The sequence below is a fragment of the Alkanindiges illinoisensis genome, from assembly GCF_004377485.1.
GTDB classification, from domain to species: Bacteria; Pseudomonadota; Gammaproteobacteria; order Pseudomonadales; family Moraxellaceae; genus Alkanindiges; species Alkanindiges illinoisensis_A.
Genome location: NZ_SNTY01000047.1, coordinates 20,675 through 39,966, shown reverse-complemented (window position 1 = coordinate 39,966; position 19,292 = coordinate 20,675). Strand labels below are relative to the sequence as shown.

19 protein-coding genes and 1 pseudogene are annotated in these 19,292 nt (G+C 47.9%); 7 read left to right on the top strand and 13 right to left on the bottom strand.

The window, feature by feature from the left end; all coding sequences use genetic code 11:
* Positions 1 to 91 precede the first annotated feature (91 nt).
* Together crcB and E2B99_RS10460 are read right to left on the bottom strand one after the other, a co-directional pair.
* Positions 92 to 478 carry a fluoride efflux transporter CrcB gene (gene crcB, locus E2B99_RS10465; RefSeq protein ID WP_134244893.1) on the bottom strand — a complete coding sequence of 129 codons (387 nt, stop codon included), beginning with the start codon at positions 476 to 478 and terminating at the stop codon, positions 92 to 94.
* A 115-nt stretch (positions 479 to 593) separates the two neighbouring features.
* On the bottom strand, positions 594 to 1,376 hold the full coding sequence (locus tag E2B99_RS10460; RefSeq protein WP_134244892.1) for an SDR family NAD(P)-dependent oxidoreductase: 783 nt from the start codon (positions 1,374 to 1,376) through the stop codon (positions 594 to 596).
* A 325-nt stretch (positions 1,377 to 1,701) separates the two neighbouring features.
* Here E2B99_RS10460 and E2B99_RS14925 point away from each other — a divergent pair.
* Positions 1,702 to 2,040 (top strand): annotated as a pseudogene (locus E2B99_RS14925) (HopJ type III effector protein); the annotation flags it as partial.
* Positions 2,041 to 3,232: 1,192 nt separating this feature from the next.
* Here E2B99_RS14925 and E2B99_RS10450 read toward each other — a convergent pair.
* Positions 3,233 to 4,471, bottom strand: a complete 1,239-nt coding sequence (locus E2B99_RS10450; RefSeq protein ID WP_134244890.1) for a TIGR03862 family flavoprotein — start codon at positions 4,469 to 4,471, stop codon at positions 3,233 to 3,235.
* Between the two features lies 1 nt (position 4,472).
* Positions 4,473 to 5,099: a DUF938 domain-containing protein gene (locus tag E2B99_RS10445; RefSeq protein WP_134244889.1), complete on the bottom strand. Its 627-nt coding sequence runs from the start codon at positions 5,097 to 5,099 to the stop codon at positions 4,473 to 4,475.
* 317 nt (positions 5,100 to 5,416) lie between these two features.
* Here E2B99_RS10445 and E2B99_RS10440 point away from each other — a divergent pair, with 317 nt between their 5' ends.
* Positions 5,417 to 5,614, top strand: coding sequence for a DNA gyrase inhibitor YacG (locus tag E2B99_RS10440; protein ID WP_134244888.1), 198 nt, complete (start codon positions 5,417 to 5,419; stop codon positions 5,612 to 5,614).
* A 180-nt stretch (positions 5,615 to 5,794) separates the two neighbouring features.
* Here E2B99_RS10440 and E2B99_RS10435 read toward each other — a convergent pair whose 3' ends face one another.
* The 6 genes from E2B99_RS10435 to E2B99_RS10410 all read right to left on the bottom strand — a co-directional run bounded on the left by E2B99_RS10435 (position 5,795) and on the right by E2B99_RS10410 (position 11,293).
* Positions 5,795 to 6,229: a DUF4377 domain-containing protein gene (locus E2B99_RS10435; protein ID WP_134244887.1), complete on the bottom strand. Its 435-nt coding sequence runs from the start codon at positions 6,227 to 6,229 to the stop codon at positions 5,795 to 5,797.
* A gap of 143 nt (positions 6,230 to 6,372) precedes the next feature.
* Positions 6,373 to 7,017, bottom strand: a complete 645-nt coding sequence (locus E2B99_RS10430) for an MBL fold metallo-hydrolase (protein ID WP_134244886.1) — start codon at positions 7,015 to 7,017, stop codon at positions 6,373 to 6,375.
* Positions 7,018 to 7,105: 88 nt separating this feature from the next.
* Entirely contained in the window at positions 7,106 to 8,263 is a 1,158-nt protein-coding gene (gene hemH, locus E2B99_RS10425) for a ferrochelatase (protein ID WP_276320937.1), read from the bottom strand.
* Between the two features lie 100 nt (positions 8,264 to 8,363).
* Complete coding sequence (locus E2B99_RS10420; protein ID WP_134244885.1) at positions 8,364 to 9,368, bottom strand: DUF4062 domain-containing protein; 1,005 nt, start codon at positions 9,366 to 9,368, stop codon at positions 8,364 to 8,366.
* A gap of 161 nt (positions 9,369 to 9,529) precedes the next feature.
* On the bottom strand, positions 9,530 to 10,471 hold the full coding sequence (murI, locus tag E2B99_RS10415; protein ID WP_134244884.1) for a glutamate racemase: 942 nt from the start codon (positions 10,469 to 10,471) through the stop codon (positions 9,530 to 9,532).
* A 174-nt stretch (positions 10,472 to 10,645) separates the two neighbouring features.
* Positions 10,646 to 11,293, bottom strand: a complete 648-nt coding sequence (locus E2B99_RS10410) for a DUF1285 domain-containing protein (protein WP_134244883.1) — start codon at positions 11,291 to 11,293, stop codon at positions 10,646 to 10,648.
* Between the two features lie 198 nt (positions 11,294 to 11,491).
* Between E2B99_RS10410 and E2B99_RS10405 the strand changes: the two genes are divergently transcribed.
* Positions 11,492 to 13,162, top strand: a complete 1,671-nt coding sequence (locus tag E2B99_RS10405) for an electron transfer flavoprotein-ubiquinone oxidoreductase (RefSeq protein WP_134244882.1) — start codon at positions 11,492 to 11,494, stop codon at positions 13,160 to 13,162.
* 199 nt (positions 13,163 to 13,361) lie between these two features.
* Positions 13,362 to 13,964: a cold shock domain-containing protein gene (locus E2B99_RS15010; RefSeq protein ID WP_134244987.1), complete on the top strand. Its 603-nt coding sequence runs from the start codon at positions 13,362 to 13,364 to the stop codon at positions 13,962 to 13,964.
* Positions 13,965 to 13,972: 8 nt separating this feature from the next.
* Here E2B99_RS15010 and E2B99_RS10395 read toward each other — a convergent pair whose 3' ends face one another.
* From E2B99_RS10395 to tusA, 3 genes are all read right to left on the bottom strand, one after another.
* Positions 13,973 to 14,800 (bottom strand): phytanoyl-CoA dioxygenase family protein, encoded by an 828-nt coding sequence (locus tag E2B99_RS10395; protein WP_205669672.1) that lies wholly within the window; start codon positions 14,798 to 14,800, stop codon positions 13,973 to 13,975.
* A gap of 31 nt (positions 14,801 to 14,831) precedes the next feature.
* Complete coding sequence (locus E2B99_RS10390) at positions 14,832 to 15,464, bottom strand: TetR/AcrR family transcriptional regulator (protein ID WP_134244880.1); 633 nt, start codon at positions 15,462 to 15,464, stop codon at positions 14,832 to 14,834.
* Positions 15,465 to 15,648: 184 nt separating this feature from the next.
* Positions 15,649 to 15,939: a sulfurtransferase TusA gene (tusA, locus tag E2B99_RS10385; RefSeq protein WP_134244879.1), complete on the bottom strand. Its 291-nt coding sequence runs from the start codon at positions 15,937 to 15,939 to the stop codon at positions 15,649 to 15,651.
* Positions 15,940 to 16,149: 210 nt separating this feature from the next.
* Between tusA and E2B99_RS10380 the strand changes: the two genes are divergently transcribed.
* The 3 genes from E2B99_RS10380 to E2B99_RS10370 are packed head-to-tail and all read left to right on the top strand — an operon-like array spanning position 16,150 to position 19,291.
* Positions 16,150 to 16,998: a CBS domain-containing protein gene (locus E2B99_RS10380; protein ID WP_205669671.1), complete on the top strand. Its 849-nt coding sequence runs from the start codon at positions 16,150 to 16,152 to the stop codon at positions 16,996 to 16,998.
* Positions 16,995 to 18,566 (top strand): apolipoprotein N-acyltransferase, encoded by a 1,572-nt coding sequence (gene lnt / locus E2B99_RS10375; protein WP_134244878.1) that lies wholly within the window; start codon positions 16,995 to 16,997, stop codon positions 18,564 to 18,566. Before E2B99_RS10380 ends, lnt begins: the two co-directional genes overlap by 4 nt.
* 38 nt (positions 18,567 to 18,604) lie before the next feature.
* Positions 18,605 to 19,291, top strand: coding sequence for a glutathione S-transferase (locus E2B99_RS10370; protein ID WP_134244877.1), 687 nt, complete (start codon positions 18,605 to 18,607; stop codon positions 19,289 to 19,291).
* Position 19,292: the final 1 nt, after the last annotated feature.

Genomic DNA, 19,292 nt, shown 5'->3' with positions numbered 1-19,292 from the left:
CCATAATCAGGTCAATCCGACCAATAGCAAGAACCCTGTTGAGTGAAAAAATTTAATCTTTAGCGTTTATTTAGCAAGAGTTATCAAAGCATTAGCTTAATATGGCCTTAATAGTACTGTAAGCCAGCCACATGGCACATACCCCAATAATCACACTCAAGCTGGCATAGCTAAAGGCAATGAGCATTTCACCACGCCGAATCAGGCTTAAAGTTTCAATGCCAAAGGCTGAAAATGTGGTAAAACCACCCAGCAAGCCCGTCACAATAAACAGGCGCGCTTCCTGATTTACCGCTGGTAACTGCTCCGCTGCCACCAGAAAAATACCCGCTAACAGACAACCCAGAATATTAACGCCAAACGTTCCCCATGGAAAATCAACTGGATTTACCTGACGGACGATAAGCGCCGACAAACCATAACGGGCCATTGAACCCAGCGCACCGCCAATGGCAACTAGCAGCAACGGATGCAACATTATTTTTTCCACGCTATCCTGATCATCAGCCAATACCTAGTCTAAACATCCCAAAAAACACAAAAACCAGCAAGCCGTTAGATTTGTACCTAGATCAGCTTGCTGGTTTTAGTATTTACAGGAATTTTTGCACACTATTCAGCAGCGCATTCGGCACCAGCTTTTGCATCTGGTACAGCACTGCCCACGGCAATCTGGGTACAATGGCATTTTTCTTTTTGGCCAGAATTGCCGTCAGGATTTCCTCAGCAACATCCTTGGCCTTGGCAATAATTGGCAGACCATGCGAGTTAAAGCCCTGCAACAAATCAGTGCTGACAAACCCCGGATAAATCAGGCTCAGGCTAATATTTTCACGCAATAAAGGCGCACGCACAGCATTAAAATAACTGCTTACCGCGGCCTTGCTGGCTGAATAGGCTGCACCACTGGGCAGTGGCATAAACGCCGAATAAGATGAAATTACTGCCAGATGCCCGCCCCGTCCCTGCATGCGGAACAGGCTAATAGCGCTTTCACTGGTGGCAATCGCACCCAGCACATTAGTTTCAAACACCTGTGCATCGCGATCAATACGACCATCGCCCACCTTGCGGCTTTTTAAAATTCCGGCATTGGCCACCACAATGTCAATACGGCCCAGTAGCTCACTAAAGCCCATAAAAATTGGCATGATCTTTTCGTTTTCACAAATATTTAAGGCAGCAACCTCAACCTGCACCTGATAGCGCTCGCGAATGCGTTCCGCCAGATTTTCCAGCCGATCCAGCCGACGTGCAACCAGCGCCAGATTCATACCACGCTTGGCACAGGCCCAGGCCAGCGCCTCACCAATACCACTGGATGCGCCGGTAATTAAAATATTTTTTTGCTCAGCTCGCGGTAGCAAGGAAGGCATTTTTTGACATCTCCATTGTTTTTTCGGTTTTTGTTCGACAGTGAATCATATCGACAGCATCAAACAAGACGCAGCATGATTATTGTAAGTCATTCCAACCTACCTACTTATAAAATTTCTTAATGACCTGATCAATAATCTGCAACTGAATGCTGATCAAATTACCTCAAGTTACCTCAGTTAACTGTTGCTGTTCAGAAAGCTGCTAAAGCGCAGGACTGGTTTGCAAATCCAATACACACTCGGGCCGGGTTTTGCGGTTTGATACTAAAGAATTTTTGAAAACATAATCAAATTAAAAGGTTGGCTTTGAGGAGAAACCCTAATGTACGCACCCAATTCGGCTTTATTAAATGCCCTGGCACACCATAAAATCAATTTTAAGCAAGTGCTGAAATTTATTGATGCCCGTTATGATTTTGAACCAACCGCATTTCAAAATGGCTCACAGACAAATGCAGCCGGCGAAAATCAGGGCAGTTGCAAGGTGTTTTGTTTTGCGCACCTGAATAATTTTAACCAGCTTGATACATTGTCGCTGTTTGCCGAGCATTATCAGGCCGTGAAAGACAATCCGGACGGCACAGATCACCAGAATATTCGCCAGTTTATACATCATGGCTGGGCTGGGATACATTTTGAAGGCCATGCATTAACCCCAAAAGCCAATATTGATGATATTAATGCACAGGCTGCCCAGCTATATGCAAACGGTGGTAGCGAATTTGAGGAAATTGCGATAACAGAAGCTGCCAGCCAGCAACCCGTAGATGCACAGCCGGGTGCGACGCCACTGGTGAATGAACCCAGTGACAAACTGTCCGAAAATACCGAAAACTTTGCCGAACCCAGTGCGCCTAAAGATGCCGATGGCAGTGTCGATCAGCACAGCGGATCAAGCAAAAGTGGGTCAACTGCAGCAGATGTAGTAGCGCCAACTGCTGAAACCACAGTGGCTAATCAAACCACGCTGGATGATGCCCGACTGGATGAAAAAGCGGAACAGGCCATACGGGAAGCAGAAGCAGTGAAACAACAGGTCATTCCACCTTCACCGGGTTCTTCAGGCAGCATGGCCACTGAAACCACTTATTATACCGATAATGACAGTGTGACTGATGGCACCGCCTTACCTGAGCCTGCTAGCTCAGAAACCGAAACCAGCCTGGAAACGCCTGAGCAGAGTGCTGATTTAACTACTGATACCAGTACAGGTATTACAAATTCAACGCCGAGTGCTGATCCAGCTAATGTCAGTGGTAGTGCCAATTCCAGTGCAGCCGAACTCACGGCAGCCAATGCCGAGCATGTAGCTGATAATCCAGCGGCCTTTATTGAAGAAAAAAATACAACCAGTGCTAGCAGTGAACCAGCAACGTCACAGTCATCATCTACTGCGGATACTGCGGATACTGCGGATACTGCGGATACTGCGGATACTGCGGATAGCTTATCTTCCGCGAACATTAATGCAAGTGGCTTAGCCTCAGCCAGTGCATCGGAAATTGCTGAAAGTAATGCCAATCACATTGCCGATAATCCTGCCGAATTCATTGATGAGAAAAACACATCAACAGCAGCAGATGAACCGGCTACAGGTGCAGAAGACCATATTCATGCCAGCACCACACATGAACATGACAACGACAAGCATATACTTGATGGTCACGGCGCGGCTGATCCTGCAACAGATGCTACGCGCGATGATGAATTGACTGAAAAAGTGGTAAGTAGCGAAAATCAGTCAGTCAACAAACCGTAATCCAGGCTGGTTTCTTGGGCTTTATGCCCAACTAGCCTATTAAAAAAACGGCAAAATTTATCGTTCTGCCGTTTTTTTTAACTCATTTTTAGCGCTATCCCTGAGCAAGCCAGTGCATCACGCCCTGCGCTGCCTGCCGTCCGGTTGCAAAACAGGCCGTCAGCAAATAGCCACCAGTTGGTGCATCCCAATCCAGCATTTCGCCGCAGCAAAACACACCAATTTTATGCTTAAGCATTAATTGCTCATCCAGTGCTGTACGGCTTACCCCACCTGCGGTACTAATGGCTTCATCAATAGGCCGAAACCCCTTAACCTGAACAGGTAAACATTTTGCCATGGCTGCCACCAATTGCGGATTTTGCCAGTCTGCCTTGGCCAATACTTCGCGTAACAACGCTGCTTTGATTTGATCCAGTCCAGCCTTGCGCCAGATATTATTTAGTGACTGCTTGGCAACTGGCTTTAATTTTTGTGCCAGTACAACCTCCTCCAGATCTGGCAACAAGTCCAGATAAATACAGGCAGACTCGCACGCATTAAACTGCTGACGCAATTCACGACTCAAGCGATAAATCAGTCCGCCTTCCAGCCCGTAATGACTAATAACGGCTTCACCCTGATAAACCCTGCGTTCCTGACTATTATCTGATTGTACCCAGGCCTTGATGCGCTTAAGGGGTTGCCCAGCCAGTGGCTGCATAAAGTCCGACCAGTTGACCACTACGCCCACATTGGATGGCTGCAACGGAACGATGTCTACATTCTGCGCCTGCAATAAGGGAATCCATGCAGCATCACTGCCCAACCTTGCCCAGCTACCGCCACCAGTGGCCAGAATCACAGCTTTCGCTTGTACTGTAATTAATTGATCATGATGCAAAAACTCCAGTTGCTGATCTTGCCAGCCTGTCCAGCGATGACGGTAAAAAAACTCTACCCCCAGTGTTTTTAACCGGTTTAACCAGGCACGCAATAAGGGTGCGGCTTTCATTTCTACCGGAAAAATCCGCCCGGAACTACCAACATAGGATTCAATACCAAGACCCTGCATCCAGTCCTGAATCCAGCATGCATCACACGCCGCCAGCATGGGTTTGAGCCAGTCTGGCTGGTCATAACGCTGCACAAACGCCTCAAAGACTTCATTATGGCTAATATTAAGGCCAGTTTTCCCAGCCATCAAAAATTTGCGTGCTGCCGAAGGCTTTTGCTCATAGACCTGCACCCTATGCCCAGCCTGAGCCAGTACTTCTGCTGCCATCAGTCCGGCTGGCCCGGCACCCACAATGACTATCGGTAAGTCGCTTGATGAACAAGTATTTTCAGGCATATCAACAGCGCGCCACAGGACTGATATAACTATCAAAACGGGTTTGATATCCGGCTGGCTTGGTAATTATCAATTCTTCACATGGCTCGCCACGCGCCAGATATTTCACCTCAAAATGGGTACGTGCCGAATCAGGTGCAATGGCCTGCCGCACAAAAGGCAATTTCCAGACCTGCTCAAGCTGGCTAGCTGCTTCATCCAGATAGGCCGGGATATTGCTGGCAAGGGTAATGCGGGCATTGTCCTGCAAGCGCGATAATAAAAATTCAAAAAATGGCATGTTCAGCCAGCGCTGCGCCGGGTTTTTCGGTTCTGGATTGGGATATAGCAGAAATAACTGCTCAACCGTTTGTGGCAATAAGGCATGCACCACCCACGGAATGGCATCGGCATGTACCGGATATAAATTTTCCAGTTGGTGATCCTGCTGGCGTGCGGCAAACACCTTGAATTTTGCGCTGGTGCGTTCAACCGCCACCAAGATTTTGTTAGGGTTTTGCTCCGCAAACAGAATCGCATGCCGACCCATGCCTGCACCGATTTCCAGGCAAATGGCCTGACTAAACTGCGGCAGCACAAAATTGCGCGGCGCTTGCAGGTATTGGGGCTGAAATAAACGCGCAGACATGGTTAATTTCCTAAAACAGTTTAGCGGCAAATTTACTCACCACCCTCAATTCTTCCTAGACCTGCCCTATGGTGCTGTTCAGGTTTGTCTTGCTATAAACAGGCGCCAGATACATTGTATAGCTACGTTTTATAAGTATGTTGAACTTTAATATGGCAGCAAAACCTTGTAGTAGCGTAGCTAAATAAGTGCTTATCATTGCGCACAGTCTAGCAAGACTTTGACAGGCGGTAGGAACATTGTACAGAACTCCACATTGCAAAAAAATCTCAAGCTTTTACACTAGTGTTTTCCATGACCAAAAACTTGTACGCATCATGTCCAAGCCTGTTACCTTTCCATGCCCACACTGCAAAAAGCCATCCCTATGGCATGACAACCCCTCGCGGCCATTTTGCTCGGAGCGCTGTAAACTGATTGACCTAGGAGCATGGGCCAATGAAGATTACAAGATTGCCAGCCCCACTGCACCTGAACATACAGAGCCCAAGGCTGACGATGATTTGAGTGATTAATCCATAAAATATTTAAGATGCTGTTTTGCTGAGATATTATCGAATAAGTCCTGACAATAAAAAAACTCCTGTCATTGCCAACAGGAGTCATCACCTTAGTATATTAACTTACAGCATTTTTCTTAATAAATTTTTAACTGCTAGCTTTCTTAGCCTTCTTTATTTTCAAAATAAATCTGGTTAATTGGCCAGAGGCGCAACGGATTTAGAAATAATCTGGTTAAGTACCCATTTGGTTTCCAGTTGGCCAGAAGCGGGATTTTGCATCACATCCTGTCTGACATCAAGAATATAGGAATAGCCGGGTTCAAAATTAAAGCCTTCAATATTGGTTTTCAACGGATTAAAGTTGTTTTCATAACGGTTGCGATATTGCAGGCATTCAATCTGGCCGCCGTTGATGCTGTCACACAAGGCTTTACGCGGTGAAATTTCAATCAGGAAACTAGCAATGGGTTTTACCTTGACTGCTTTAACCTCGCCATTTTTGACCACTGGCACCTTGGTATCTATCGCTTGATTGGTCTGGCAGCCAGTTAGGATGACAGTACCAGATGCCACAGCAGCCAGTACTAGTTGTTTGAACGACAGTTTTTTTATCAGCAGGTGTTTCATCTCATTACTCCAGTCAGATGACATTTTAAAAATTTTTAATAAACCTAGAGTATAGGTTTTTTGATGAATTACCAGTAACTTACACAATTTTAAAAACGACATCACCTGTAAAAAAATATTTAATGACAAAATGTTACATGCTATTAACCCGCACGGCCTGCCAAAAACGGGTTTGTTCGTTTTTCCTGCCCAATTGTGCCCATTGGCCCATGACCGGCAATAAAACGGGTTTCATCCGGCAGGCTAAAAAGTTCGCGTTGGATTGAAGCAATCAGTTGCGCATGGTTACCACGCGGAAAATCAGTGCGGCCAATCGAACCTGCAAACAGCACATCGCCAGTCCATACCAGATTTAAATCCTTGCTATATAACACCACATGGCCTGGGGTATGGCCGGGCGTAAACCGTACTTCAATTGGATACTGGCCCAGATACAACGTTTCATTTCCTTCTAGCCACTGACTGACTACCACGGGCTGTGGCACGGGAAAGCCAAACATCTTTGACTGCTGCTCCAGCGCGTCCAGCCAGAATGCATCTTCTGCATGTGGGCCAATAACTGGTACCTGATAATACTGTGCCAGCTCACCCACTGCCCCGGCATGATCCAGATGGCCGTGTGTTAGCCACAGGGCGACCAGCTTAAGCTGCAACTGTTCAATGGCCTGCTTGAGCCGCGACGCCTCCCCGCCTGCATCAATCAGCACGGCTTCGCGGCTTTCATCATCCCACAGCAGGGTACAGTTTTGCGCAAAGGGCGTTACGGTCAGAATTTGATAGTGCAACATGGCTATCTTTTCTCTCTACAGGTCAATTTCTTAACAAAAAACAGTTTTAACAGCGTGCTGGCTTAACCAGCAACAGGTTTATAAGCGCTTAAAGGTCAGGGCTAGAGGTCTGAGCAGCGCAATGCACAGGCTCGGTGCCAGATACAATCCCTGAATTTAGGAATCCTTCAATCAATGGCGCAGTGAGCGCTTCCATCATGTCCAGATGCACGGGATGGGCATTAAGCGCTGGAATGTAATGATACGATTTGCCGCCTGCTTGCAGAAAAATATGCTGGTTTTCCAGTGCTAGCTCCTCAAGTGTTTCCAGGCAATCCGCAGAAAATGCTGGGCTAATTACCTGAATATCCCGTACCCCCTCTGCCGCCCATTGCTGTAATAAATCACTGGTATAGGGCTTAACCCATTCCTGCTTACCAAAGCGGGACTGAAAACTAATGGCCCACTGCTCATCAGTCAAACCTAGTGCCTGTGCTACCAGTCTGGCCGTGACGTGGCAGCGCTCGGGATAAGGATCGCCCTTATCGGCGTACGGCTTTGGAATACCATGAAAAGACATCAGCAGTTTGTCTGGCTGACCGTGCTCCTGTTGATATTCCCGCACAGTTTGCGCCAGTGCCTTGATCAGCAGCGGGTGCTGGTAATAATCCTTGATAACGCATATCGATAGCATATCCCGCTGCTTTGAAGTCCATTGATTAACCGCATCAATTGCTGCCCCTGTGGAAGTGGCGGAGTACTGGGGAAACAACGGCAGCACAATCACATGCTCAATCCCGGCCTGCCTGATTTGATCCAGTGCACCATAAGTACTGGGGGCACCATAACTCATGGCAGGTAATACCCGAACATCCACATGCGCAAAACGCTGCTGTAAGCGCTCGGCCAGCAAATCGACCTGCTGTTGCAGGATCAGCCGCATAGGTGAATCTCCATCCTGCCAGATGCTGGCATAGGCTTTTGCCACTCGCTTGGGCCGAAATGGCAGCACAAACAGGTTGAGGATAATGGCCCATAGTAACCGGGGAATTTCAATCACACGCTGATCCGACAAAAACTGCTTTAAAAACTTGCGAACTGCGGCAGGTGTCGGCGCATCTGGCGTGCCCAGATTCATAAGCACAACAGCCACACGTGGCTTAGATACTGTAACGCTGGACGCTATAGCGCTGGATAAAACAGAGGTTGAGAGTACAGGCTTGGTAGAAACAGGCATGGACAGTATGACTTGTCTGGAATAAGTCATCTAAACTTAGCAAGGCTGCGCTAAAATTACAAAAGCTTTAATGGCAAATAATACAAAGTCTATTTAATTATAAAAATACTGGTCGGTTATAAGTTTCTGGCTAAATGGCTTTTTTGCCCTGATTCATGGTCATTAAGGTTTTTTCAGCTTGTGGGGTCAGTTCCCAAAGCAAGCGCTGACGATTATCACGCCCGGAAGGCACAATCCAGTTGTTATGTTTGAGCTGCATCTTGATGGTATGCAACGCCCGGATGTTGATCTGGCTACGGGCAGTGGCGTGTGCACGCGGCATGACTTGGCGCACGTCTCCCAGCGAGGTCTGGTTTAAAAACTCGTTAATGACGCGGGAAAAGTTTTCTTCAGGCGCTGCCGGACTAAACCCGGGACCCAGCACTGCAAGAATTTCCCCCCACTTCATTTTGCGCTGGGGACGCAGCTCCTTGAAATTGCCATCCTGATAAGCATGTACTTTATAATCAAAGGAAAACAGCTCATCCGGATGGACACGCGGAATCTGGATGGCTTCTTCACGAAACACATTATTTTTAAGTTCCAGCTGGGCAATTTTCTGGCGCAACTGGTCAACTTCTTCCTGAAGTTTCTGGGTATTTTGCGGACGAATCCAGCCAGCGGAAGGATAACGCTCAATCATTTGCGGCATGGCATGGCGCACTGCCATTTCCAGATCACGCATGTTGCGGTAGCTTACCACCACATCGCGCTCACGCTGGAGCTGCTGGCGAAAATCACTGAACTTGGATTTCCCTTCGCCGGTTTTTTCCTGTAATTCTGGCGCACGGCTGTCCGGCGCTTCATGCATCAGCACCAGAATTGGTTTTTGCTTGGTCACTGCATAAATGTACTCAAGGTGCATATAGCTAACACCAGACGCAGACAGGTCGCCGTAGCACCCGCCCAGCAGCAGCACAAAATAATCACAGTCATCAATCTGGCGGCGGGCAAATGCCGTGGTGAGCGGTGTACGCTGTTCCAGACCCCAAGAAAAAAAACCCTGACTGACAAGCGCCTGTGACAATACAACGCGTTCAGCTTGCATATCTACACCAGAGGTACAGATAAAAACATGATAGCGTTTGTCAATCATAACGACATCCTTGCTAAATCACCCATCAGTGCATACCGCGTTAGCACGTGATATTCATCACATTATACTGCAAGTTCCTTGCAAAAATGGTCACTTTCATCCCAATAGCGGTATTTACAAGCAATTTATGCTTACTTCCTTAATGCTGGGCAGTCTACCGCTCAATGCTGCGCGACGCAACTGGCGGCCATGAATTCAATATCTGCCTGCTGCACTGAGATGAAAACAGGTGAAAACGATTTTATTAAACTGTTGAGTACCGGTTGCGCAGTATTCGCATTTCCGGTCACATAGCATTGTAACTTAACTACCGGCTGCTTTGCACTTTCAATTTCAGTGCCAGCCGTCTGCATCTGCCCATTATTTAACCGCTGGTCAGTAAGTACCCGTCCGGTTTGCCGTGCAACCGCCAGCCCAGAATCCACCAGTACAAACTGTTCCCCAAATACCGCACGGATGCTGTTTTTTAAAAATGGATAATGGGTACAGCCCAATACCAGATGATCTGCCCCGGCTTGTTGCAATGGCCGCAAAATCCGCTCCAATTCCTGCTGGCAGGCCTTGCTGTCCTGTTCGCCCTGCTCGACAAAAGGCACAAGTGCCGGACTGACCGCTGTCAAGACCTGTACCTGTGCAGGAACCGCAACCTCAGCAATCACATCCTTGAGCAGACTACCACGCAGGGTTCCCGGCGTTGCCAGCACACCTACCACCTTTGAGCGACTTTTTAGCACGGCAGGCTTAACCGCTGGTACCAGCCCAATAATTGGGAAGCCCGGCCCGTAGTGTTCACGCAATGGCGTCAGGCTAAAAGCAGAAGCAGTATTGCAGGCGATCACCACCGCCTTGCAGCCCTGCGCATGCAACCATTGCACCGCCTGTGTGGTGAGCTGACAGATTTCATCATCACTGCGTTCGCCATACGGCACATGCTTGGTGTCGGCCAGATATATAATGGATTCCTGCGGCAAATAAGCCTGCAACTCCTGCACAATGGACAAGCCACCCATACCAGAATCGAACACACCAATGGGAGCTGCGCTGCGCTCTAAGGGATTGACAGCAACGGCAGGAGATGAAAAATCGGTAAGCGTAGACTTCATAGGCGCAGCATTTGCACGTTAAGGAAACTGGATACAAGCCAGCAATTGATCAGGACTATTTTGTTTGGCAAGTCACTGAATACTTCGACGGTTTGCTTTAATCTCCTCTTAAATCAAGATCAAAGCTGTACCAGAGATCCAGCTACTAACCCGTCAGGCCATTAAGCATTTGCGCTATTCTGCCAGCGCCTCACTATTTAAGCAAAACTCAAAATCACCGCTGCTGAATTTTACAACAGTCTGGCCATCCTGCTCCAGAAACTCACCTTCATTCAGCAAATGGTAAAAAGCATTGCGATGAATCAGGGCATCCAGATTCCAGCGTACATTGATATAGGGCCGTATTTCGCCCGCATACTCCCGCAAGAATACCGGATGCTGCTCATCAATCACCACCACATCATCGGTTTGGGTAATGCAGGTGAGATAATCCTTACCATCGGTGCAGACCTTTTCAATGCGGGTGACCAGCAAAGGAGCATCCTCTACCTCAATCAGCAACTTTTCAACCGGCGTTTTTAGATAATACTGGCCATCATCTTCACGCCATAGCACAGTGGAAAATAGCCGGATCAGCCGTTCCCGGTTGATTTTCGAACCTTCATGCCACCATTCGCCATTGGCTTTGACTGTCAAGTTCATACTTCCACAAAATTGCGGATCCCATTGCTCAAGCGGTGGGATAGGACGCTTGTCCTGTCCGTCATAATTTTTGAGTAAAGCCGCGATTTTGCTAAGGCTGTCACCCGCTGCAACGTGCTTGTGCTGTGGGTCAACTGACGGCTGTTCTGATGGAGTTTGAGGGTGATTTACTTCATTCATTGTCTAATATGTCCAAGTTGACACTAAATAATCAACGCATTGCCAATTGGCTTAAACCCGTGAATAACTTTATACTATAGGACAATATTTAAGACACACCTTTTTTGTGTCTCACTATATCTCATGGCAGCTCCGGATCATGCTTGGCATTTATTGAGCATCTCACGGTTGCCACCCTTATCATGTGAGGAGTCCTTCATGGAACACATCGAACGCGAAGCGATGGAGTTTGACGTGGTCATCGTGGGCGCAGGGCCTGCTGGTCTGTCTGCTGCCATTCGCCTGCGCCAGTTGGCAATTGAAAAAAACATGCCTGAACTATCGGTTTGTGTGGTAGAGAAAGGTTCCGAAGTCGGTGCTCACATTTTATCAGGTGCCGTTCTGGAACCGCGTGCAATGAATGAGCTGTTTCCGGACTGGAAAGAACAGGGTGCGCCGCTGAATGTTCCGGTGACTGAAGACAAAACCTATTTCCTGCTGTCTGATGAAAAAAGCGTGGAAATGCCGCATTTCTTCGTGCCAAAAACCATGCACAACCCTGGCAACTATGTGGTTAGCCTTGGCAACGTGGTGCGCTGGCTGGGTCAGAAAGCCGAAGAAATGGAAGTGTCCATTTTCCCGGGCTTTGCTGCGGCTGACGTGCTGTACCATGAAGATGGCAGTGTGCGTGGCGTGGTAACGGGTGACATGGGTATTGGCAAGGATGGTCAGCCAACCCATAACTTTGCACCCGGCTATGAACTGCTGGCCAAATACACTATTTTTGCTGAAGGCTGCCGTGGCCACCTGGGCAAGCGCCTGATGAGCCGGTTTGATTTGTGCAAGGATTCTGATCCACAGCATTACGGTATTGGCATTAAAGAACTGTGGGACATTGATCCTGCCAAGCACAAGCCAGGTCTGGTCATGCACGGTGCAGGCTGGCCATTGACTGAAACTGGTTCCAGTGGCGGCTGGTGGTTGTATCATGCTGAAAACAATCAGGTGACACTGGGCATGATCATGGATCTGTCCTATAAAAACCCGCATGCCTATCCGTTTGAAGAAATGCAGCGCTGGAAACACCATCCCGTTATCAAGCAATATCTGGAAGGCGGCAAGCGTGTTTCCTACGGTGCGCGTGCCGTAGTCAAAGGTGGCTTAAATGCCCTGCCTAAACTGACCTTTCCGGGCGGCTGCCTGATTGGTGATGATGCAGGCTTCCTGAACTTTGCCAAAATCAAAGGCTCTCACACTGCCATGAAATCCGGCATGCTGTGCGCCGAAGCAGTATTTGAAGCCTTGGCGGCAGGTCGTTCTGGTGATGAAGTCACTGCCTACACCGACAAGTTCAACAATAGCTGGTTGCGTGAAGAGCTGTTCAAGTCCCGTAACTTTGGTGCGGCCATGCACAAGTTTGGTACATTTGTGGGCGGCGGCTTTAACTTTATTGATCAGAATATTTTCCGCATTCCGTTCACGCTGCGTGACCTGATGCCGGACTATAAGTCTTTGCAAACTGTTCAGGAAAACAACCACAAGCCCAACTATCCAAAGCCTGATGGTAAAATCAGCTTTGACCGTTTGTCGTCTGTGTTTATTTCCAACACCGTGCATGAAGAAAATCAGCCAGCGCACCTGAAACTGACTGATCCGAATATTCCGGTTGAAGTGAACCTGCCGAAATGGGCTGAGCCTGCACAGCGTTACTGCCCGGCTGGCGTGTATGAAATTGTGAACGATGGCGGTGCCAACAAAGACCAGCCACGCTTCCAGATTAACGCGGCCAACTGTGTACACTGCAAGACCTGTGATATTAAAGACCCATCACAAAACATCACCTGGGTAACTCCAGAAGGTGGTGGTGGTCCTAATTACCCCAACATGTAATTAGTATCCAAATATGTAGGATTGTTCTTGCGGTACGGCAAAGTAATGCTTTGCTAGTCGTACCTCATATCCGAATATGTAATTCGGATATGAAAAAGGCCTCAACAATGGTTGGGGCTTTTTTATGACTCAAACTTAGCCACAGGACAGCCTTAATTTATTTTAAAATACTATATTTAAATATTTAATGAGAAAGACGATGCGTCAGCAAGGCATATTAAAACAATGGAACCCTGAAAAGGGCTTTGGTTTCATTCGCCCTGATGACGGAGGCAAAGATATCTTCATTCACATTAGTGCCTTTCCAAAAGATAGCGTCACACCGCGTATTGGTGAAAAAATTCGTTATGAGATTACCACAGGGCAATTGGGAAAACCTCAAGCAGCATATATTGAGAGGCTTGATATTACGCCGATAACACACAAATCAAAGGTCAAGATAAACTCTAATACAAAGAGAACCCCAACAACAGGTAACGTATCGAGTCTTGTGTCACTCCTGATCGGGATACTTGTAGTCATTGGCATTATTTATACTATTTATGGAAAATATCAGCGCTATCAATTGGCGCAGCAGGAACCTACTCTGGTTACCCCTTCAAAACTTTCCCAACCTGAAACTTCATCTCTTTCTACATCAACTCAAGCTGTAGCAGCTCAACCAAGCCAGTTCACCTGTGATGGTCGTCAGCATTGCAGTCAAATGCACTCGTACGAAGAAGCAGTCTTTTTTATTAATCACTGTCCGGGTACAAAGATGGATGGCGATAATGATGGTGAACCTTGTGAAGGTCAGTTTTAATCAGCTTTCTATTCCAACTTCTTCGCTTCCATAAACCATTCCCTATTCTTAATCTGCGCCAGTTCATCCATTGTGGGCTGTACTGCGCTATCCCGAAAGCCCTGAATCAGTGGATGCGGTGTGCCAATGCAAAGATCCAGTGCCAGCCGCTCGGCATTAAAATCATAGCGGCCACGATGAATCATTTGGGCATTAAACACCAGCACATCACCCTGCTTTAAGCTAATAAGCTGGCTGTGTGGTAAATCATCGTGCTGCTGGTAGCCATCTTTGGCAAAACGGACCTTGCTTTCGAGGTCTGAATCCCACTGCTGATGGCTACGCGGAATCAGCTCAATCCCGGTTTCATCCCGTAGTGGAATACGTACATGCAGTGAAGTCAGTTCAGCATGTGCCTGCTGTTGCTGCACCTCAGGAATGGGGCTGTATTGCAGGTCACGGTGCCAGTAGTTGTGTTTTTGTGGATCAGCAGGGTTAAAAAATAGTTGGGTATTGTGAAAATACAACTCTTCGCCAAACACTGCTTTTAAAGTATCAACCAAAACCTTGCAGGACAACTGCTGAAAAAATGCCAGTCGCTGTTCAGGCTGCCCTGCAAAATACTTGGGCAAGGTCAGTGAATGCATATTCACCCGTTGATCAAAACCCGGATTAGGTTGGTTTTGTTCCAGCCATTTCGTATAAATGGGTTCAACACTTTGGTGAAGCTGGCTAATTTGCAGTGGATTTAACAGTTGCGGCAACACTAGATAGCCATGTTGCTGGTAATGGTGCTGCTGGTAAGCGTGTTGATCATGCTGGCACCGGGAGTGAACGGGTTGCAGGGCTTTATCCATGCTGTGCTCCGAGCTACTGCCCTTGCCTGCGCTAGTTTTGCTGTTCAGTGTTCTTGGCACTTTCAGCCAGTTCAGCATTGACATAGCTAACAATCATGCGGGTCACACCCTTGATCATGTCATCAAAGCTGATATTGGGATTGGGCATAATCAGGTGACGGATAATTGGAAAAATCCCGCTATTGATGCAAATGTAGGCCATTGCCGGAATATTCGGTACGCGTAGATATTTGGGATTGTTCATCACATAACGCATGATCAGTTCCATCAGGCCCTGTTCCATCTTGTCCACGTATTGCTCATATTCCAATGCGCCCACATAACGCACGCATTTCAGGTAACGCTCATTGTCACGCTTGAGCAAATTACTGAACTCATAAAACATGATTTCAAGCGCCTGTTCCAGCTCCACCTGAACCAGCAATGGGGCAACATTTTTGAGCATCATCAGCACTTCATCAGTGAAATGCCGACCCATAGCCGCGTAAATTGCTTCCTTGTTCCTGAAGTATTCGTACAGTGAACCCACGCTAATCCCAGCAATTTCAGCAATATGCCGCGTGGTCGTGCCCTCCATGCCGCGCTCCACCATGCAAATGAATCCTGCTTCAATAATGGCATCAACAGTGATTTTGGCACGGGTTTGCTGTGGCTTTCTAACCATAAAACACCCCAATTGAATCCGAACACATGATCGGATTATAGTGGATGAACCATGACAGCAGGTCAATTGCCTATCTGCCAAGCCTGGTAAAAACCAGCCTTTATTTACAAACTTTATTGATAAATCATGTGGCTTATTCAGGCGTATATATTGCCAACAGCATAATCTGGTAAAGCTGTGCCCTTTATTTTTTCTTGATATCAAACAGATACTGCGTCTTTCCGTTATTGTCCTGCTGGTGCTGGCCAAGCAGTTCATGGCCCAGATGCAGGCAAAACTTGGGAATATCACGCGTGGTTGAAGGATCAGTTGCCACGACATGAATGATCTGGCCAGACTGGCTTTTTCGCATGGCCTGATGCAGCATCATGACAGGTTCAGGGCAATTTAGCCCGCTGGTGTCAAGATGAATGCTATCCAGATGGGCGTTATCCAGGGTTAGGTTGTCGGCAGGGTTTGAAGAGTTTTCAGGCATGATCAATTGGACAGGTTTAGGTTGACAGGTTGAACATGCCTGCCATCATAGCATTAATCATTTGTAAATTTCCGTGCGCTTATGGCAGCGTGCCAATGCCCACTGCCTCTTACCGAGTACATACGGTTTAGGCAACAAGTTTAATGCAAGAACCAGCAGGCTCGGCTATGATAGCCCATCCTTTTTTTGTTTTTGACTTGAGATTTAAAAATGGCTGAGGTGAGGGATACCGTACCGCAAGGCTCATCGTGGACAATGCGTGGCTTGAAAAAGTGGCTATCCACGGCACCGGAAACCCGTGATGAACTCATGAAGCTGGTACACGATTCACGGCGGTTTTTAGAGCCTGATACGGTGGATATGCTGGAAGGCGTGCTGGATTTGCCTGCCACCCAGATCCGCGAAATCATGACGCCGCGCCCTGCTATTGTGAGTCTGTCTGAAGACGACGCCCTGCTGGATATTTTGCCGGTATTGATTGAATCGGCGCATTCCCGTTTCCCGGTGTTTTCTGCCAGCGAGCAGGACACTGTGGTGGGTATTTTGCTGGCCAAGGATTTGCTGCCCGTGCTGGGTCAGACTGGCCAGCTGATTGATGTGAAAAGCCTGATGCGCCAGCCGGTGTTTGTGCCAGAAACCGCGCGTTCCGATCAGGTGCTACGCATGCTCAAGCACACCCAAACCCATATTGCCATTGTGGTGGATGAATACGGGACAACATCTGGCATCGTCACGCTGGAAGATCTGCTGGAAGAAATTGTGGGTGAGATTGAAGACGAGCATGATGTTGATGACCCATTGGCCGAATATATCGTGCCAGACCATGAAGTCTCTGGTGCCTGGCTGGTACAGGCCTTAACCCCGATTGAGCATTTTAATGATGTATTAAGTGCAGAGTTTTCCACTGAAGAGGTGGAAACCATTGGCGGCCTGCTGTTGCAGGAAATTGGTCGCGTGAGCGATCTGGAAGGCCAGGTGGTCAACCTGAATGAGTGGACGTTCAAGATTTTGCAGGCGGATGCCCGCAGCATCATTCTGGTTAGAGCTGTAAAAGCATGAGAAATGTATTTGCACGCTTAAATAAAAAAAACAGCAAATCCCGCAAAAGTGCCAATGATCCCAAACTGCCGTTAATCAGTGCCATGATTTTTGCGCTGCTGGCTGGTGCCATGCTGCCACTATCGCTATCACCGTATGAATGGTGGTGGTTTGCGCTAATTTCTCCTGCCATTTTTTATGTGCTGCTCAATAACCGTAGCACCAAACAGGCCTTCTGGATTGGTCAAAGCTATGGTTTTGGCTTATGGACGGTGGGTGGATTCTGGCTATACACCTCGATTCATGTGTATGGCGATACGCCTATGCCGCTGGCCCTTGGTATGATTGCTTTTGTGGGGCTTGGCATGGGCCTGTTCAATGCAATTCAGGCAGCACTGTATCGGCGATTTTTTGGCCATAGCCCGCTCACATTTGCCCCGCTGTGGGTGTTTGCCGAATGGACCAAGACCTGGATTTTTACCGGCTTTCCGTGGCTGTTTGCCGGGTATGCGTTTACTACTTATCAACTGGATAATTTTGCGCCGCTGGCTGGTATTTATGCCGTATCGTTTGTGGTAATTTTTATTGCTGCCAGTTTAATAGAAATTGCCAGAGGCCGCCTGTTCTGGGCTTTGCCTTCTCTGTTATTAGTGGTGATTGCCGTTGGTTTGGGGCAAGTGCAATGGACCAGCCCAAAAAAGTCTACACCGCTAACGGTGTCATTGATTCAGGGCAATATTCCACAAGATTTAAAATGGCTGACGGAATATCAGGGCGAAACACTGGCCATTTATGCCACCTTAAGCCAAAAGGAATGGGGACGTGATCTGGTGGTTTGGCCGGAATCCTCCATTCCTTTGTTTCAGGCCGATGTGCAACCGTTTATTGATGCCGTAGCAAAGCATGCGGCGCAGTCCAATTCCGCATGGGTGACTGGTATTCCGTATGCCGAATTAAATACCTATAACCCGGCCACCAACAGCTATGATGAGTTTTATAATGCCATTATGGCGGCTGGCAAGGACTCGCATGGCTTGTATAAAAAGCAGCGACTGGTGCCATTTGGTGAATATGTGCCATTATCAGGTACCCTAAAATGGGTACTGCCCTCGCTTAAAAATGACGTGAGCATGACTAGCTTTAGCGCAGGTGGCAGTCATCAAAAGCCATTAAATGTGAAAGGACATCGTCTGGCTGCTGCGATTTGCTATGAAGTGGCCTATCCCAACCTGACCCGCAACAATGCACAGCGCAGTGATTTTCTGGTGACACTGTCCAATGATGCCTGGTTTACGGGTACTGATGGCCCGTGGCAACACCTGCAAATGGTACAAATGCGTGCTAAGGAAAATGGGCGCTGGTTTATCCGTGCCACCAATACTGGCGTAACAGCCTTTATCAATCCACAAGGCCACATTGAACGTATGCTCAAGCAGGACGTGCGTGGGGTATTACGCGGTGACTTGCCAGCCATGCAGGGCAGTACCCCTTACATGCGTTTTGGCGACTGGCCGATTTTAATTATTAGTGGTCTGCTGTTATTGCTGGGTGGTTGGGTGAAGCGCAGTAGTTCGCCACGACGACGCTAATTTGCCACACAGCGCAGAACCAAAAATAGGACAACACCATGATTACCCTGCATCACTTGAATAACTCTCGCTCGCAGCGAATCTTGTGGCTAATGGAAGAACTGGAGATTCCCTACCAGATCAAGTTTTACCAGCGTGATGCTAAAACCATGCTGGCACCGCCAGAACTGAAAGCCGTGCATCCGCTAGGCAAATCACCTGTAATTACCGATGATGGCAATCCCATGGGAAATATCACCTTGGCAGAATCCGCGGCCATTATTGATTATCTGGTAAAAACCTACGGAAATGGCGGTCTGATGCCTGCCGACAATACCCCGGAACGCATCCGTTATGATTACTGGATGCATTATGCAGAAGGCTCTGCCATGCCACCGCTGGTAATGAAACTAATTTTTAACCAGATTCCCAAACAGAAAATGCCATTTTTTGCACGGCCGATTGCCCGCAAGATTACTGAGCGGGTGCTGGGTGCTTATATTGATCCGCAATTAAAACTGCATCTGGATTATTTAAGCAATGAACTGCAACCATCCGGCTGGTTTGTGGGCGATACGTTTTCAGCAGCAGATATCCAGCTTAGTTTTCCACTCGAAGCGGCGTCCCAGCGCACCAACCTTAAGCAACAATATCCAAGACTGGTGGATTTCCTCAATCGAATTCATGCGCGCCCAGCCTACCAGCGTGCCCTGCAAAAAGGCGGCGCCTATGCCTATGCTGAATAAG